Source organism: Sphingobacterium sp. UBA5670 (genome assembly GCF_002420705.1).
Taxonomy (GTDB): domain Bacteria; phylum Bacteroidota; class Bacteroidia; order Sphingobacteriales; family Sphingobacteriaceae; genus Sphingobacterium.
This window is the reverse complement of sequence record NZ_DIIM01000032.1, coordinates 41,572-58,750: the sequence shown is the minus strand read 5'-3', so window position 1 is coordinate 58,750 and position 17,179 is coordinate 41,572. Positions and strand designations below refer to the sequence as shown.

At 39.1% G+C, this 17,179-nt stretch carries 14 protein-coding genes; 9 read left to right on the top strand and 5 right to left on the bottom strand.

Annotated elements, in window-relative coordinates; genetic code table 11:
* Window positions 1-6: 6 nt before the first annotated feature.
* On the bottom strand, window positions 7-972 hold the full coding sequence (locus tag B3C94_RS22745) for a KpsF/GutQ family sugar-phosphate isomerase (RefSeq protein WP_293908098.1): 966 nt from the start codon (window positions 970-972) through the stop codon (window positions 7-9).
* Window positions 973-1,073: 101 nt separating this feature from the next.
* Between B3C94_RS22745 and recQ the strand changes: the two genes are divergently transcribed.
* The 3 genes from recQ to B3C94_RS22730 all read left to right on the top strand — a co-directional run bounded on the left by recQ (window position 1,074) and on the right by B3C94_RS22730 (window position 5,271).
* The gene (recQ, locus tag B3C94_RS22740) at window positions 1,074-3,263 is read left to right on the top strand and encodes a DNA helicase RecQ (RefSeq protein WP_293908096.1); all 2,190 of its coding nucleotides are present in this window, start codon (window positions 1,074-1,076) and stop codon (window positions 3,261-3,263) included.
* A 14-nt stretch (window positions 3,264-3,277) separates the two neighbouring features.
* Window positions 3,278-4,093, top strand: a complete 816-nt coding sequence (gene kdsA / locus B3C94_RS22735) for a 3-deoxy-8-phosphooctulonate synthase (protein WP_293908094.1) — start codon at window positions 3,278-3,280, stop codon at window positions 4,091-4,093.
* 83 nt (window positions 4,094-4,176) lie between these two features.
* Window positions 4,177-5,271 (top strand): SGNH/GDSL hydrolase family protein, encoded by a 1,095-nt coding sequence (locus B3C94_RS22730; protein ID WP_293908092.1) that lies wholly within the window; start codon window positions 4,177-4,179, stop codon window positions 5,269-5,271.
* Between the two features lie 94 nt (window positions 5,272-5,365).
* On the opposite strand, the gene B3C94_RS22725 is transcribed toward B3C94_RS22730, so the two are convergent.
* Both B3C94_RS22725 and B3C94_RS22720 read right to left on the bottom strand, forming a co-directional pair.
* A complete protein-coding gene (locus tag B3C94_RS22725) occupies window positions 5,366-6,664 on the bottom strand; it encodes a DEAD/DEAH box helicase (RefSeq protein ID WP_293908090.1) in 1,299 nt (432 codons plus the stop codon).
* Between the two features lie 53 nt (window positions 6,665-6,717).
* Window positions 6,718-7,047 carry a DMT family transporter gene (locus B3C94_RS22720; protein ID WP_293908088.1) on the bottom strand — a complete coding sequence of 110 codons (330 nt, stop codon included), beginning with the start codon at window positions 7,045-7,047 and terminating at the stop codon, window positions 6,718-6,720.
* A 153-nt stretch (window positions 7,048-7,200) separates the two neighbouring features.
* On the opposite strand from B3C94_RS22720, the gene B3C94_RS22715 reads away from it, so the two are divergent.
* The 6 genes from B3C94_RS22715 (at window position 7,201) to B3C94_RS22690 (ending at window position 14,534) form a co-directional block, all read left to right on the top strand.
* Window positions 7,201-9,447, top strand: a complete 2,247-nt coding sequence (locus B3C94_RS22715) for a sensor histidine kinase (RefSeq protein ID WP_293908086.1) — start codon at window positions 7,201-7,203, stop codon at window positions 9,445-9,447.
* A gap of 10 nt (window positions 9,448-9,457) precedes the next feature.
* Window positions 9,458-10,090 (top strand): response regulator, encoded by a 633-nt coding sequence (locus B3C94_RS22710; protein WP_293908084.1) that lies wholly within the window; start codon window positions 9,458-9,460, stop codon window positions 10,088-10,090.
* A 145-nt stretch (window positions 10,091-10,235) separates the two neighbouring features.
* Window positions 10,236-11,516 carry a hypothetical protein gene (locus tag B3C94_RS22705; protein ID WP_293908082.1) on the top strand — a complete coding sequence of 427 codons (1,281 nt, stop codon included), beginning with the start codon at window positions 10,236-10,238 and terminating at the stop codon, window positions 11,514-11,516.
* Between the two features lie 68 nt (window positions 11,517-11,584).
* Window positions 11,585-12,595: a YihY/virulence factor BrkB family protein gene (locus B3C94_RS22700; protein WP_293908080.1), complete on the top strand. Its 1,011-nt coding sequence runs from the start codon at window positions 11,585-11,587 to the stop codon at window positions 12,593-12,595.
* A gap of 63 nt (window positions 12,596-12,658) precedes the next feature.
* Window positions 12,659-13,201, top strand: a complete 543-nt coding sequence (locus B3C94_RS22695) for a helix-turn-helix domain-containing protein (RefSeq protein WP_293908078.1) — start codon at window positions 12,659-12,661, stop codon at window positions 13,199-13,201.
* A 106-nt stretch (window positions 13,202-13,307) separates the two neighbouring features.
* Window positions 13,308-14,534, top strand: coding sequence for a retroviral-like aspartic protease family protein (locus tag B3C94_RS22690; protein WP_293908076.1), 1,227 nt, complete (start codon window positions 13,308-13,310; stop codon window positions 14,532-14,534).
* Between the two features lie 67 nt (window positions 14,535-14,601).
* Here B3C94_RS22690 and B3C94_RS22685 read toward each other — a convergent pair whose 3' ends face one another.
* Entirely contained in the window at window positions 14,602-15,759 is a 1,158-nt protein-coding gene (locus tag B3C94_RS22685; RefSeq protein WP_293908074.1) for a Gfo/Idh/MocA family protein, read from the bottom strand.
* 31 nt (window positions 15,760-15,790) lie between these two features.
* A complete protein-coding gene (locus B3C94_RS22680; protein ID WP_293908072.1) occupies window positions 15,791-16,843 on the bottom strand; it encodes a sugar phosphate isomerase/epimerase family protein in 1,053 nt (350 codons plus the stop codon).
* Window positions 16,844-17,179 lie beyond the last annotated feature (336 nt).

Here is a 17,179-nt window from a genome sequence, read left to right as displayed (position 1 = left end):
TTACAGTTATATTATACCTTCTTTTAGCAGATCTTGTATGTGGATTATACCATCATAATGCCCTTTGTCGGATACTAATAGCTGTGTAATATTATTTTCTCGCATGATATGCAATGCATTTGCTGCGAGCTCATGCTTGTCGATAATTTTGGGTGATCTGCCCATAATATCAGCCGCCGTGATCGCTGTTAAATCAGTGTGCTTCTCTAGCATACGACGGATATCACCGTCGGTGATGATGCCAAGTATGTGGTCACCATCCAACACGGCGACAGCTCCCAGTCTAAACTGTGTTATGGTGATGATGATATCACTTACTGTGGCTTGTGGTTGGACACTAGGTTTGCCGTTCTGATCGGATAAATCGCCGACCCGCAAATATAATTTTTTTCCTAACGCTCCACCAGGATGATATTTTGCAAAATCTTGGTCTGTAAAATCACGACATTCTTGTAATACAACGGCCAAAGCATCGCCCATCGCTAATTGAGCGGTTGTGCTCGAGGTGGGAGCGAGATTGTTGGGACAAGCTTCTTTCTCAACCGTGGTATTCAAGATATAATCCGCATTTTTGGCTAGATAGGATTCGGTGTTTCCGACCAAAGCCACCAATACATTCTTTGTTTGCTTTAAGAAAGGGACAAGGATTTTAATCTCAGGTGTGTTGCCACTTTTGGAGATAGCAATAATTAAATCATTTTGCTGGATAATGCCTAAATCTCCATGAATAGCATCGGCTGCGTGCATGAAGATCGATGGTGTACCGGTCGAATTTAGCGTTGCAACTATCTTTTGTGCAATAATGGCGCTTTTGCCAATTCCAGTTACGATCACCCTACCTTGCAAATTTAAAATACGATCGACAACGGTAACAAAATCATCGTCAATATATTGGGCTAAAGCAGCTACTGCCTTAGCTTCTTCTTGAATAGCCTGAATAGCTATATTTTTTATTTCGTAGTTGTTTTTCACAAAAAATACTCTTACTTTTATGTATTAGAATAGATTGCAAAAATAGATTATTTTTCAAGATTATTTCTTCATTTATCTATCTTATTTTTGCCCAAGGCGCAATGGAAATAGAAAAATCACTTTTCGACAATTTACAAGATTTTTTTGGTTTTGATACTTTTAAAGGGGATCAAGAGGCAATTATAACTAGTATTCTTCAAAGAAGAGATACCTTTGTAATTATGCCAACCGGAGGAGGAAAATCAATTTGCTATCAGCTTCCTGCTCTCATGAGTGAGGGAACTGCAATTGTTATTTCTCCGCTGATTGCTTTAATGAAAAACCAGGTAGATCAGCTTCGTGCATTCGGCGGCGAAGATAGTATCGCTCATTTTTTAAATTCTTCATTGAATAAGAGCGAAATTACAAAGGTTAAGGATGATGTAGTCGCTGGGAAAACCAAGTTGCTGTATGTAGCTCCAGAATCACTTGCCAAGCAAGATAACCTGGAATTCTTACATCAGATTACCGTGTCTTTTGTAGCGGTTGACGAAGCGCATTGTATCTCCGAATGGGGGCACGATTTCAGACCAGAATATCGTAAAATACGTCAGGTGATTAACGAAATTGGTGCCAATATTCCTATTATCGCTCTCACGGCGACTGCTACTCCCAAAGTTCAGTCGGATATCCGTAAAAATTTACAGATGAATGATGCTGTTTTATTTAAATCATCATTTAATCGGAGCAATTTGTATTACGAGGTACGTCCAAAAAAGGACGTTGTTAAAGAGATTGTTCGTTTTATCAAAACCAAATCAGGTAAGACCGGTATAGTTTATTGCTTAAGTCGTAAGAAAGTAGAAGAAATCAGCGAAGTGCTGAATCTAAACGGCATCAAAGCTTTACCTTATCATGCTGGTCTAGATGCGAAAACGAGAGCTGATACGCAGGACAAATTTTTAATGGAAGACGTCGAAGTTATTGTGGCGACCATCGCGTTCGGAATGGGAATAGACAAACCTGATGTTCGTTATGTCATTCACCATGATATTCCTAAGTCCATGGAAGGATACTATCAGGAAACAGGGCGTGCTGGCCGTGATGGCGGAGACGGTTATTGTTTGGCTTTTTACTCGGAAAAAGATGTTGAAAAGCTGACAAAATTTATGAAAGATAAACCTGTGGCTGAACGCGAGATTGGTACACAGATTTTAAAAGAAGTTATAGATTATTCCGAGTCTGCAGTATGTCGTCGTAAACAGATCCTCCACTATTTTGGAGAAAATTTTGACGAACAGGGCTGTAGTAACATGTGCGATAACTGCCGCTCGGAGAAAGAATATTTTGAGGCAGAAGAGTCCTTAAAAAATGTACTTGGCTTTATTCAGGAGCAGGGCGAGAAATTTGATGATCATCACGTGATTAACGTCATGATGGGACAAAATAACCAACCGGTATCTTCCTATAAACATGATGAACACCGTCTTTTCGGAACAGGTAAGGAGAAAGGCGTTATCTACTGGAAATCGCTATTCAGACAAGCGGTTCTGGATAACTTTATTGAAAAAGATATTGATCATTATGGCCTTCTTAAATTAACAGATATTGGCAGACATTATTTAGCTAATCCTTATCAGCTGAAATTTGTTTTGAATCGGCCGATTGAAGGTGGAGATAACGCGAATTCGGAAGATACGGGGCATGGCACGGGTGCTTTGGATACCGTATTGTTGGGTATGCTCAAAGATCTGCGTAAGAAAATTGCAAGAAGCAAGTCGCTGCCTCCGTTTGTCATCTTTCAGGATCCTTCGTTGGAAGAGATGTGTACCCATTATCCCGTCACCATTGACGAATTGAAACAGATTCAAGGCGTTGGAAATGGTAAAGCAATCAAATTTGGCGCACCATTTATTGCGTTGATTAAGGACTATGTGGAAGAAAATGAAATTGATAGACCAGTAGACCTTGTTATTAAGAGTACAGCCAACAAATCCGCATTAAAGGTATCTATTATTCAAAATATCGATCGTAAAATCGCGTTGGATGATATTGCTTCAGCTAAAGGGATCACCTATGAAGAAATATTGAAAGAAATTGAGACGATCGTTAATGCTGGGACCAAAATCAATATCAATTACTTTATTGATGAGGTCATCGATGAGGATCGTCAGGATGAGGTATACGACTATTTTAAGACAGCGGAGACTGATTCAATCAATGATGCACTTAAAGAATTAGGTGGGGACGATTATAGCTATGAAGATCTCCAATTGATGCGCATCAAGTTTTTATCAGAACTCGGCAATTAATTTTTTAAATTTATATGATTAATAAATACATTCCCGAAATCAAGAATGGGACATCGCAGAATTTCTTTTTAATGGCGGGGCCATGTGCAATTGAAGGAGAAGAAATCGCTTTGCGTATTGCTGAAAAGATTGTTACTATTACAGATAAACTTAATATTCCTTACATTTTTAAGGGATCTTATCGTAAAGCAAATAGATCTCGCCTAGATTCTTTTATGGGGATAGGTGATGAAAAGGCCTTGAAGATTTTGGAAAAAGTAGGGAAGACTTTTGGCGTACCGACTGTTACGGATATCCATGAGAGCCATGAGGCAGAGATGGCAGCGGCTTATGTTGACGTTCTTCAGATTCCTGCATTTTTGTGTCGCCAAACGGATTTATTGGTTGCGGCAGCAAAGACAAACAAGGTAGTAAACGTAAAGAAGGGGCAGTTTTTGAGTGCTGGTTCCATGAAGTTTGCGGTAGATAAAATTATTGAATCTGGTAATGAGAAAGTTTTTTTAACTGATCGTGGCAATACGTTTGGTTATCAGGATCTTATTGTTGATTATAGAGGGATTCCCGAAATGCGTTCCTTTAATGTACCTACTGTCATGGACTGTACCCATTCCTTACAACAACCGAATCAGACTTCTGGCGTAACAGGAGGGAAGCCTGCGCTGATTGAAACAATTGCAAAAGCTGCAATCGCCGTGGGCGCTGATGGTCTGTTTATCGAAACACATCCTGATCCGGCAAATGCAAAGTCCGATGGCGCCAACATGTTACATTTGGATTTGCTTGAAGGCTTGATGGAAAAACTGGTACGCGTTAGACAAGCTATTTTATAGTATAATAAATAAATCGCAATAGAAAGGAGCCAATAGGCTCCTTTTTTATAATCAATTACACCCAAATAAAGCTAAATTATTGTATGTTTTCAAAAGTTGCGTTGACAGCTTTCTTGCTGTTGTCTTTTTCTGTCATCAAAGCGCAGGAAAATTATCGTTGGTTTTCTCCACTTGAAGATAAACATGTGGAAGGTAGACTGGAGAATCAGAAGCTTTCTGGGTTTAACCGGCTTCCCGATGAATTGGAAAGCCAAGTACGCAAACCCGTATGGGAACTGGGGAAAAACAGTGCTGGATTCTATATAGACTTTCAAACCGCTTCTCCCGAAATAACCGTTCAATATCAAGTGGCAGGAGGTTTAAATATGGCCCATATGCCGACAACCGGTGTCAGTGGCGTGGATCTTTATGCTTATGACACTGCAAAGAAAGAATGGAAGTGGGCTTATGGGAATTATGATTTTTCGGACACCATTTCATATAGATGGAAAAATATTGGGCGCAATGAAAAGTTGAACTACCGTCTATATCTTCCTTTATACAATAGCGTTAAATGGTTGAAGATAGGCGTTCCCAACAGTGAAAAATTAACATATACTCATACTACTGCTGCAAAACCAATTGTCGTTTATGGAACGTCGATCGGACAGGGTGCCTGTACGAGTCGTCCTGGTTTGGCTTGGACCAGCCAGGTAGGGCGAGCATTTAATCACGAGGTGATCAATTTATGTTTCTCTGGAAATGGTCGACTCGAACAACCCATTTTAAATATGATGAACCAAGAGGATGCCGCCTGCTATATTCTCGATTGTATTCCCAATCTGGCTATTTCAAAGTCGTTAACAGAAAAGCAATTGGATTCTTTGTTGGTCAATTCGGTGACATTTTTAAGAAAAGAACATCCTGCAACGCCTATTATTTTGACTCAGCATAGTTCGGGCAATATAGCCGAAGTTTTCAATGAGGATAAAAATGCAGAGTATCAGCAAAGTAGCCGTGTGTTGAAGGCAACGTTTGAAAAATTACAATCGAAAGGTGTTCGCCAGCTTTTCCTGTTGTCGAGTCAAGAGCTTAATTTGGACCTGAATTCAACTGTGGACTATGCTCATCCAAATGATCAGGGCATGGAGCGGATTGCAAATGCTTATATAAAATTGTTGAAGAAGGTTTTAAAATAAACTGTCTGGGGATTCGCATGGTGCAACAGACTTATTGGAGCAGTATTCATCTTTCAGCAAAAAATAAAAAAGGGAAGTTGAAAACTTCCCTTTTTTATTTCTTTTTCATTTTCATCGTCATCTTTGCCTTTTCGCCACCCCCATAATTAAAAGTCTTGGCATTGCTTTCTTTTTTTTGGTGAAAGGCGCCACCACGGGAAAGATCTTCTTTATCTTCCTCCTTGCTCGACTTTTTCTTCTTATCGGTGATGGGATTATAAACCGCAAGATCCTCCGGCAATTCCAAAACATCCATTCTTTTACCAACGGCCTGTTCAATTTTTTTGACCATAGGTAATTCCAGATCTGTTGTGAAAGTCAATACGACCGATTCTTCATTTTGGTCATTTTTAACAAGATGATTTAAGAATTCCTCCTTTTCATTCGGTAACTCAAATTGAAAAATGAATGGAACAGCGGAAAGGTCAACATCGTTTGTATTTTCCCGTGCAATAATCAACACGCGAGATTGACTGTTTTCCTTGAAATCTTCCATGGTCTCATAGCCAAAATCATCGTAGAACAATGGATTGAGGATAGCGATTTCTTCTTTATTGCTACTGAACAAACTGCTGGCCAACTTTTGGGCAGTAAGCTTCGAGTTTACAAAGACAACTACTTTTTGAAATACTTCTTTATCCTGCAACAGAAGATTTAATAAATTGATCTTTGTTGTGAAATTAGGAACATGATATAATAATAGATCTAGGGTGTCGACGGTGTCGTTTTCAAGCTCATCTATTTCGACTGAGGCACAATTTTCATTCATGAAATTGTCGATCATGTCATAAAGTTTTTGGTGTTCAACAGTACTGAATACCAAATGTTGTACTTTTCCGCAGCTTTCGGCCAATTCCCTTACTGTATTTTGCATTCCTTGTTTGATAATCTCTTCAGCATCATCGATAATTAATGTCTGAATGCGGTTGAGATTCAAGGCCAATTTAAGATAAATAGCTCTTGCACGATTCGGAGTAGCTACGACGATGTCTTTTCCATCAACCAGTTCTTCGATTTCTTCCTCCATGCTGCCCGAAGCCCGCAATCCAATGATGCGAAGACCTTTGTTTTTGCTTAACTGGTAGAATCTCTCAACAATCTCGTCGATACGTTCTTCATTAGGCGCCAAGATCAAAAACTTTGGAGCTTCATCTGTAGTGAATTTCAGCTTCATCAAGGTCGATAAGACATAAGTAGTGGTTTTACCAGCACCTTCGGGAGCTATGGCAATTACATCCTGTCCACCAAGAATTCTGGAAATGCATCTACTTTGAATTTCCTTTGGAGCCAGATAACCGAGTTCAGTCATCGTAGCAGTCAATCTTTTGCTAAGTTTTAGTTTCTCTAACGACACGTATCCTTTAATTTATGTAAGTTACAAAAATACAAATTTAGATCTTAGATCAGCTAATGTGCGCCCATTTTTGAAAATAGATTGATAATAATCACGCCGGCGACAATGAGTGTCATTCCAATAATGGCCGCTGTATCGGGAATTTGTTTAAATAAGAACATCCCAATTAATGTAATCGCTACAATACCAACACCGGACCAAATTGCGTAGGATATACCAACGGGTAAGTATTTCAGGGTAATACTTAAAAAATAAAAGGCGATGATATAACCGGCGATACAGATCATAGTCGGTTTTATAAGGGTAAAACCTTCGGACTTTTTGAGGAAAGTGGTTGCTAGGATCTCAGCAGCTATGGCAAGAAAAAGATATATGTACTTCATTGTTATAAAGGTACAATTTTTTGCTCGGCAAGGTGCAGTTAATTAAGATAATAACAGCGTCTCTTTAACTTCTATTTGGGATAATTAATTGCGTATACAGGTAAATTTATCTAAGTTTGGCTTATTCACATAGCTTGAGCAATTATTTTTTTTATGGGGCATATTCGAAATTTTTGGAGATCGGTACTGATATTTTTTATCTTTTTATGCGTCTGTTGTACTGTTTTTGCCCAAGAACAACTGCTGGAGTTAAAAAAATCGTACTACAGTCTTCCTTTGGGGAGCAGGGAGCGTTTTTTGTTGACCGGAAAATATGCTCAGGCTTTATATTTTAGTAATGAGAAGGCGCTGGCGAGTCAATTGCTGAATGATAATATTCAGCTGGCCAGAAATTACCCCGACAAACAATATTATGCCTATTTGAATTGCATAGCTGCCATGAATAGCTTTAACGATCATGCATTTGAAAAATCACGCTACTATTTAGAACACGCTAAATCTGTACTCCCAATAGTTAACGATAATGGCATCAAGGGCTATGTTCATTATTGTGATGGATGGGTTATGACACGCCAGAATAAGGAAGATGAGGCTGTTTCCCAGTTCCATAAAGCAATTTCATTTTTGGAAAAGGCGCCACAGACTGAAGCAAATATTGCCCGAAAATTGGCGGTTTATAAGGAGCTTACAGCTATCTATGCGAATCAGCGTAATTATGATTTTCAGGAGAAGTATACATCACTTTTGTTGGAAACAGCTAAAGAGGGGAAAAATATCAATAGTTTATTTGACGCCTATATGCAAGCAGGTTACTTATTTGAAGAGGAGTATAGATCAAATAATACAGACCGCAATTTGTTGAGGAAAGCTGAGCAGCATTATCTTGACGCATATAATTTGGTTAAAGATCGTGAGAAGAATATGGTTAATCCCACTGATCTAGCGTATGTTTCTGTTAACCTAGCGAATCTGTATCATGAGTTTTATCCTGATAATGGCAGTAAAAAAGCGATATCATATGCAAAGCAGGCTTTAGATATCGCCGCGGAAACAGGCCAATATGCGATTACGATACCCGCTTATGGCGTCCTGGCTGATGAATCTTTTAAATTGGGGCATCGCGAAGAGGGTAAAAAATATTTACAGCAAGCACTGTATAATCTTCAACAGGAGCCTCATTATGACTACCAAGTAGGATTAAGTTTGTTTAGCAGGTTGGCCGAAGTAAGTGTGGAAGAAGGAAAATATGAAGAAGCTTTCAACTATCAAAAAAGCTATATAGACGTCTTTGAAAAGGCATTTAATTCGGACAAACTGGATAAGACGAAGCAGCTGGAGCTAAAGTATGAGCGTGAACTGCAGAACCAAAAATTAATGCGGCTTCGACTGGAAGGAGAGAAAAAGGAACAGCAGATCAAGTTGATGAAAGCATTGAATGACAGGCAGCATCAGTTGGTTGAGAATCTGAAGTTAAATGAACTGAATCGAACCCAGCAACTTAAAGTATTACAGCTCGAACGCGATAAAAAGGAACAGGATTTGCAATTAAGCCGACTGGAAAATGAACAGCGCTTACAAGAGCTTGATGTCTCCAAAAAACAAATTGCTTTTAAATCACGGATGAATTCGATCTATATCTGGCTATTTATCAGCTGTTTGATCGTGATCATGTTACTCTTTTATGCCTATTGGCAGCGTTCAAAGGCATTGAAGCAAAAGGAACATTTGCATGAACTTGAAATAGAAAAGAATAATCAGCAACATGCAATCAAAAATCTAACTGCGATGCTCGCAGGAGAGGAGAAAGAGCGTACCCGCCTTGCACGGGATTTACATGACGGCCTGGGTGGTTTATTGTCTAGCACCAAATTAGGCTTATCGTCTATCAGTAAAACTAACTTTGAACAAGAATCCGTAAAGGAAGGAATCGATAAAAGTATTGATTTGTTGGACGGTGCTGTCGATGAACTTCGTCGGCTCGCTCATAATCTTATGCCTGATTTAATCGTAAAATATGGATTGAAAGAGGCTTTAAGGGATTATGCGAGTCGAATGAGTCAGTCTAAATGTCAAGTTGAATGTGAATTTTTGCAATTCGAATCGAGTTTAAACACTGAACAGGAGATTTCTTTATATAGAATTATCCAAGAATTGGTCAACAATGCCTTAAAGCATGCCGATGCTTCAACTATTTTAATACAACTTTCTGCACATAAAGATCGTTTACATATCACTATTGAAGATGATGGCAAGGGTTTTGATATGGAAAGTATCGATTTACAGCATTCTGCTGGAATGCACAATGTGAGATCAAGACTTTCATTTCTACAAGGAGAAATGAAGATTATCTCGGAAAACGGAGCGGGCACAACAATAGAATTGGAACTGCCAATGATTTAAATTTTTGAAAATGATTAAAATAGCAATTACAGACGATCATCCTTTGCTGCTTGAAGGATTGAAAAATATTATAAATACCCACGAAGATTTTGAAGTTGTGGGAATGTATTCCAGTGCAAGTGAGTTATTCAACAATATTGCGGCAGATGCACCCTCGGTATTGTTGTTGGATATTAATCTTCCTGATGCCAACGGAATAGACTTAGTTAAAGGCTTGAAAGAAACGAATACGGATTTGAAAATCATTGCATTTAGCGTTCACAATGAATTTGCGGTGATCAATAGTATTTTGAATGAGGGAGCCAATGCCTATTTGCAGAAAAATGCAAATGGTGATGAAATACTGGCCGCAATATCCACTGTTCTTGTCGGAAAACGATATATCTGTGCGAAAACTCAGGCTATCCTAAATAAGAAAGCGGAAATGGGCCTGAAACAGGTGCCAAAATTAACGCGCCGGGAAAAAGAAGTTCTTTCTTTTGTGGCCCAGGGAATGACGACAAATCAAATTGCAGATTCCCTGTTTATCAGTTCGCATACAGTGGAAAGCCACCGGAAAAATCTAATGGAAAAATTTCAGACCAAGAGTGTGACTGCAGCAGTAAAATCAGCCATAGAATATGGATTGATCCGGGAAGCTTAATTAAATCCCTCAATTCCCTGAATTCAGGGATGAAAAGATGGACTTGCATTTGATACTTTTGATATTATTGATTTAAAAAGAAATTATAAAGGATTTTCACCAGATGGATGTTCAAAATTTGAATATTCAATTGAGGTAACTGAGGATGATAAAAAAAATAATAATTTGGACGATAAGTGTCATTATATTTTCGGCAGTAGTTGCTTGGGGATGGTATATAGTTCGACAGCAGCAGTCTTACAAATCATTGGTCCATAAAAAAAGCAAGTCTTTATTGACCGTATCATTGGACGATATTCTGTTGAACCAATTTTTTGATAAATGGCAGACGGCACAGAAAGAAAGACAGGATTTTGGTAAAAAATTAAGTAAACTCAGAGACAACGGGATTGATATCAAAGCGAATGTATTCCTTTTTGCTTTGGAAGACCATCCAAAAAACTTTTATGCTTTTTTCCAGCTGAAAGATAGGCAACAATTTTTAACGTTTTTAAAGGAGGCAATACAGGTTGATACTATGGAGACAAATATTGCTCCAGGTGTGAGTTATGCCTATCATCAAAAGAATAAAATCGCATTTGCCTGGAAAGGAGACGACTTGTTGATAAGCTTGGGCTTTGATCTTGATAGAAAGAAGGATGAGATGATTCAGCTCATTCAGTCAAAAGACAATTGGGTGACCATAGAACAATTTATCAGTCACCCAAGTACGCTGACACGTAAATCATTGCGTTACAGTAATGTTTCGACTGCTAATTTTATCGAATTTGAATTGAAAGGAGATCGCGTCGATGTTACGGGTGAATTTTTCTCAAAAGACTGGAACTTTCCAAAGGAGTATCTTGTTCGCGAACTTGTATCCACAAATTACATTGGGAAAGGCTGGACCAATATCCCGAATATCCAACTGAAAAATAAGTTAAAACAAGTGCTTCGGGAATTTCCTATCGCTGCTGATTCTCTGGTGTCACATTTGGATGGAAATTATGTAGACATAGAGATTTTGAAAAATAAAGTTGTTCAAACCGATACTATCATTAATTATGCTGTTGATGAGAATTTCGAAACGGTGGAAGAGAAGACTCCCTATGAAACGAAAGTTCCCGATGTTAGAATAGCTATGCGTGGTGATCACTACCTTTCCAACTTCCTTCCAAATAAACTGTTCTATCAATGGTTTCAAAAGCGGGATAATGAATTCAGTATTTTATCAACTTCGAAGGATATGGATAAAATTCAGCCAAAATACAATAAGACTGTGGAGCTGTCCAATGTGGCACTCCGGTTGGCGGATTGGCCCGATGAAGTGAAGATATCAACTATTCTGTTATTGAAGGCTGTCGCTTCAGACATTAATCTCAGTCTGAAAGTGGCAGGACATGACCATTTGGTTCTCCAAGGAACAATTGAGGACTATTCACATTAAAACACCCTAAAAACAAACTTTCTTCCCTTATAAACGGTTTGTTCTTGTGTATAACAAAGCACAGGAATATGGATATAAGAACAAAAAGTAGAAACAAGTTAAAAACATATTGGCGAATTTTGAAGAGCACTGTCTCAGGATTTTTAAATGAGGATTCGATGAAGTACAGCGCATCATTATCCTATTATACTGTTTTCTCGATTGGTCCTATATTGGTTTTAATGATTGCGCTGGCGGGAATTTTTTATGGAGAAGACGCTATTGAGGGAAAGGTGTTTATGGAACTGCGCGGTTTTGTGGGAAATAGTGCTGCAAAGCAGATCCAGGAAGTTATTCAGAATTTACAGCTTTCGGGAAAATCAAATCTGGCCTTGCTTATCAGTTCGATTACGTTGATTTTAGGAGCGACGACAGTCTTTGGAGACATCCAAAATTCTATTAATAAGATTTGGCATGTACGTGCAAAACCGAAGAAAGGTTGGCTAAAATTAATTCAGGACAGACTGTTGTCTTCCTCATTGGTTATTGGTTTAGGGTTTTTGTTGGTCGTTACGCTCATAGTCAATGGTGTAATTTTAGCGGCGACAGATCAGCTACAGCGCTATTTTCCGGACATGACAGTGATGTTGATGAATGGGATTAACTTTACCTTATCCTTTGGGATTATATTTTTGTTATTTAGTGTCATATTTAAAGTGCTTCCGGATGTCAATATACATTGGCGGACGGTACGGGCCGGGGCTTTATTCACCTCAATTTTATTTGTATTGGGGCGGTATTTAATTGGAGTTTATCTGGAGCATTCAGCGACACAAGATACCTATGGTGCCGCAGGTTCATTTGTATTGATCCTGCTCTGGGTCTATTATACAGCTGCAATTTTATATTTTGGCGCAATTTACACCAGGGAATATGCTACAGTCATGGGTATTCCGATTGAACCTTCGCAATATGCTGTTCATGTCGAAACCCAGGAGATTGAAAGAAACGTATCTGAAATTCCTCCAGCTCCGCTGACACAGGAGGAACAGACAATTACAATAGACGAAGATCATGGGCATCAAGCTGATAAATCGTAGAAATTGAATTTACACAATTATTTATCTTTAATTCTGTAAATTTGGTCAGAGGATCAAACTATTATGATGAGCAAATTGCAGTTATTACGGGAGAAGCATCACCTGACTCAGGAAGATGTCGCACAAAGATCGGGCATTTCTGTTAGAACGATTCAACGGATTGAAGCAGGGCAGGCACCCAAAGGTTATACCCTTCGTGCTTTGGCCCAGGCTTTAGACGTTGATGAGTCGGAGCTTTCTTCTCCTGGCACTGGCGTGGAATCGGAAAACCTGCTGTGGGTTAAAATCATCAACCTTTCCTCTTTGCCGTTTTCTATCCTGCCACCATTAAATGTTTTGGTTCCAATTGCGATTATGCTATTAAAAAAACAGAATTCTCACAAGATTCGTCAGCTTATTTCTATTCAGATTTTATCCACATTAATTGCTGTTATATTGTTGCTTGCGGTATTTATCCTCAATGATTGGTTGGGTGTTGAAAGTAATGTGAAATTATTGATTCCACTATTTTGGATTCTTGCGAATGTGATTGTTATACTACGCAATGCCATCGCATTAAATAAAGATGTAAATAAACGTATTTTGCCGGATTTTAGTATTCTGTAGGCTTCTTAAAGCAATTGTCGGGTACCTGTCGGGACATTGTCAGGTGATAGACTAGCCTTCTTCTTTTGCGATTTGTTTTCTTTGATTTTGACAAAAAAGCAAAATTATGAAAGCATTAAACTATCAAAAAATCCAGGGCAATATAGCCCGCCTAACTCTTGTTATTATTTTTATTTTTTCAGCCGCGTGGAACAGCTTCTCCCAAGTTAAAATCCCGCTCATTAAAGCCTCATCTGAGAAAGTAGTTATTAAAGATGGCGCCCATTGTCGCGTTGACTGGAAATTAGATCCCCTAACAAAACCAGATACCTATTTCGTCAATATTCCGTCGAAGAAGAGCACAGTTGTTTTCAAAACAAATCAGGAAGAATTGACCCTCGCCACTGAACCGGGCAAATCTTATGATTTTGTTGTTCTATTGAATAATAGAGATACCTGTTATGTTCGTATAAGTGCTCAGCTGCCGCCAGATCTACCTTCAATGGATAGCACGCTTCAATATCCTATTCGAATACCATTTAGGCTCATTGGTTCCCGAATTTTCTTGAATGGGTCAATTAACAAAAAAGAGGTAAGTATACAGTTTGATTTAGGCGCTGGAACTGGTGTTGTGAACAGGAATAGCTCAGAACGGCTAGATTTATCATTTTCTTCGTTTACTACGGTTTCAAATACAGAGGGGGTGAATAGCGAACGCACAAGTTTGGAAAATCAGTTGAAGATCGGCTCGATTGACTGGAAAGGTGTTTCGTTAACAGAGGTTGGCAATATGAAATCCCATGAAGACGTCATTATAGGCAATAGTTTTTTTCGCAATCATATTATTGAGATAGATTACGATAAAATGGAATTTGTCCTTCACCGCGATCTGCCGTTGAAAACAAGTGTGTATAAAAAGCTTCCTGTATTTTATGAGCAAAATCGGCCGAAGTTTCAAGCTGTTATTAGGCATAATAATCGGCAATATGATTTTTGGTTTCTTTTTGATACCGGACGTGATGGAACCATGCTTCTAGGGGAAGATTTTACAGGAAAAGGTAATATTTGGAGTGAATTAACGCCACTGACAGTGATCAATAATCGAAAGATCATTCGTTTAGACGCTACGATTGCTGATGTAGAGTTTAAAGATATTGTGACGAATGCGGCTGATCCGGCCAAACCTAACGGAAGATCGAGCTTGTTTGGCAATCAGATTCTCAACCATTTCAATGTAATTTTAGACAATAAAGCTGGATTTCTTTATCTAAAACCAAACGGAAGGACCAAGGAACCCTATTCAAACTATGAAAGTTATTTAAATCAAATACCGTCATCCATCAAGAAGAACTAGCAATAGGACCGATGTGGTTTGTATTCGAGCAGACAAACCACATCGGTTATTCACTATCAATTGGTATTTAAGTTAAAAAATCGGTCCATTTTTGTTCTGATTTTCCTGAAGCAATTACCGTTTCTAGAAATTTCATGCCACGAACGCCATCAGTAACAGTTGGAAAGTCCTTATGTTCTTCCGTTGGCTCTATGCCTTGCATGGTGGCCAAAAGAGAGACCGCAAAATTTCTATAGATATTTGCAAAAGCCTCAATATAGCCTTCGGGGTGACCGGCAGGCAAACGAATATTGTGTTTTGCACTTGAAGAAAGATATTGTTGACCTGCCCGAAATATTTGCGTTGGCGCATCGAGCTGTTTAAATAAGAGTGTGTTAGCATCCTGTTGGTTCCATTCCAATCCCCCATGTTCACCATATAATCTAATTTTTAGCGCATTCTCTTCTCCCGCAGCGACCTGAGAGGCCGATAGTACGCCGGTAGCACCATTTTCAAAGCCAAGTAATACATTACCGTCATCTTCAAGTTTTCTTCCCGCTACGAAGGTTTGAAGATCGGCACACATTTTAGTGATTTTCAAGCCTGAAATATATTCTGCCAAATGTGCTGCGTGTGATCCTATGTCACCCATGCAACCACTTTTACCACTCTTTTCGGGATCTGTCCGCCAAAAGGCTAGTGAAAGTCCATTTTCGATCATTTTACTCAGCCAGCCTTGAGGATACTCAACCATAATTTTTCTAATAGTACCTAATTGGCCGTCTCTAACAAGCTGACGGGCCTGCTTTACCATTGGATATGCGGAGTAGGTATAAGTAACGCAGAGCATCAATCCCGTTTCTTCTACCTTTTTCTGTAGCAGCAGCGCCTGTTCCAGCGTAAAAGTCATAGGTTTTTCCAGCACAACATGAAAACCATATTCCAGAGCCATCATTGCAGGTTCAAAATGAGCGAAATTAGGTGTGACAATGCTGACGAAATTCATGCGGTCATCTGGAGAAAGTTCACTTTCCCGCACAATCATTTCCCGGTAACTCGCATAAACCCTTTCTTTTGGAAGTCCCAGAAGTTCACCGGATTCTTTTGCAACAACAGGGTCAGAACTCAATGCGCCGCAGCATAATTCAATGTGGCCATCGATTCCCGCGGCCATGCGATGCACCGCACCTATGAAGGCATTTTTCCCCCCGCCAATCATTCCCATTTTTAGTTTCATATTGCTCATAAAGTTAAATTTATAATGACGGTATCATTGTTTACAGACCCAATAGTTTGCGATTAAGACTGTCATTTGTTTCGACAGCAGCAAAATTATCGAATGCTTTATCGGTAACACGAATAATATAATCTTTTATATGCAAAGCGCCTTCCCGTGCACCGTCCTCGGAATTTTTGAACGCACATTCCCATTCCAGTACTGCCCAGCCTTGAAAGTCATATTGTGTGAGTTTGGTAAATATAGATTTAAAATCAACCTGTCCGTCGCCAATTGATCTGAATCGGCCAGCTCTTGATTGCCAGCTCTGAAAGCCACCATAGACGCCCTGGCGGCCAGAAGGAGTAAACTCAGCATCTTTGACATGAAACATTTTAATTCGCTCGTGATAGATATCGATGAACTGAAGGTAGTCAAGACATTGAAGGACAAAGTGGGAGGGATCATAGAGAATGTTTGCCCGTTTGTGGTAATTTACATTCGCTAAAAATAGATCGAAAGTGACACCGTCATGGAGATCCTCGCCAGGATGTAATTCATAACAGAGGTCGACATCGTACACTTCACATTCATCAAGAATAGGTAACCATAATTTTGCAAGTTCGGCAAATCCGGTTTCAATCAGATTAGCAGGTCTTTGCGGCCAAGGGTATATAAATGGCCATAGAAAGGCTCCACTAAAGGTGGCCAGTGCTTTAAGCCCGAGATTGTGGGAAGCTTGTACGGCATATTTTAATTGCTGGATCGCCCACTGTTGTCGTGCTTGAGGATTACCATGTAAATGCTGTGGCGCAAAAGCATCAAATAGATCATCGAAACTTGGATTTACAGCTACTAATTGCCCTTGTAGATGAGTTGAAAGCTCGGTGATTTCCAATCCAAAAGACTGAACTTTAGCTTTTAGATCAAGTGCATAGCTTTTATCGAGTGCTGCCTTTTCTAGATCGATAAAACGGGCATCCAAGGTTGGAAGTTGTATACCCTTATAGCCAAGTGCAGCAGCCCACTGGCAGATAGAGTCCAAGGAGTTAAATGGAGCTTCATCCCCGATAAATTGTGCAAGAAAGATGGCAGGACCTTTAATTGTTGTCATATTGTTACGTTTTGAAGAGACCATGGAAAACACTAAATAGATCAATTTAAGACTAGTTTAATGCGTTGATTTGGTCTATAGTTTATAATATTATAATCTGGTTATCCAAGCTACCAGCTTGTTTAATACAATATTACAAAAAATTGCAACCGGTTGCAATTAAATCAAAAAAAAACCTTAAACTTGTTTTAGAAGATACTTTCTATCTCTTTGAGAAGAAATTGAATAGTCTTGTCAATAGCGTTTCACTGTCGGGTCCGTGAGTAGCTTTGGGTTGCGGAGCAGTTTCGATTTGGAAATGTATCCGAAGGAGTAATAACCAAATAAACCAATTAA

What these genes read in the sequence shown, in the direction of transcription:
- recQ (WP_293908096.1), top strand. Translation starts at nt 1,074, where the DNA reads ATGGAAATAGAAAAATCACTTTTCGACAATTTACAAGATTTTTTTGGT.
- kdsA (WP_293908094.1), top strand. Translation starts at nt 3,278, where the DNA reads ATGATTAATAAATACATTCCCGAAATCAAGAATGGGACATCGCAGAAT.
- B3C94_RS22730 (WP_293908092.1), top strand. Translation starts at nt 4,177, where the DNA reads ATGTTTTCAAAAGTTGCGTTGACAGCTTTCTTGCTGTTGTCTTTTTCT.
- B3C94_RS22720 (WP_293908088.1), bottom strand. Translation starts at nt 7,047, where the DNA reads ATGAAGTACATATATCTTTTTCTTGCCATAGCTGCTGAGATCCTAGCA.
- B3C94_RS22715 (WP_293908086.1), top strand. Translation starts at nt 7,201, where the DNA reads ATGGGGCATATTCGAAATTTTTGGAGATCGGTACTGATATTTTTTATC.
- B3C94_RS22710 (WP_293908084.1), top strand. Translation starts at nt 9,458, where the DNA reads ATGATTAAAATAGCAATTACAGACGATCATCCTTTGCTGCTTGAAGGA.
- B3C94_RS22705 (WP_293908082.1), top strand. Translation starts at nt 10,236, where the DNA reads ATGATAAAAAAAATAATAATTTGGACGATAAGTGTCATTATATTTTCG.
- B3C94_RS22700 (WP_293908080.1), top strand. Translation starts at nt 11,585, where the DNA reads ATGGATATAAGAACAAAAAGTAGAAACAAGTTAAAAACATATTGGCGA.
- B3C94_RS22695 (WP_293908078.1), top strand. Translation starts at nt 12,659, where the DNA reads ATGATGAGCAAATTGCAGTTATTACGGGAGAAGCATCACCTGACTCAG.
- B3C94_RS22690 (WP_293908076.1), top strand. Translation starts at nt 13,308, where the DNA reads ATGAAAGCATTAAACTATCAAAAAATCCAGGGCAATATAGCCCGCCTA.
- B3C94_RS22685 (WP_293908074.1), bottom strand. Translation starts at nt 15,759, where the DNA reads ATGAGCAATATGAAACTAAAAATGGGAATGATTGGCGGGGGGAAAAAT.
- B3C94_RS22680 (WP_293908072.1), bottom strand. Translation starts at nt 16,843, where the DNA reads ATGACAACAATTAAAGGTCCTGCCATCTTTCTTGCACAATTTATCGGG.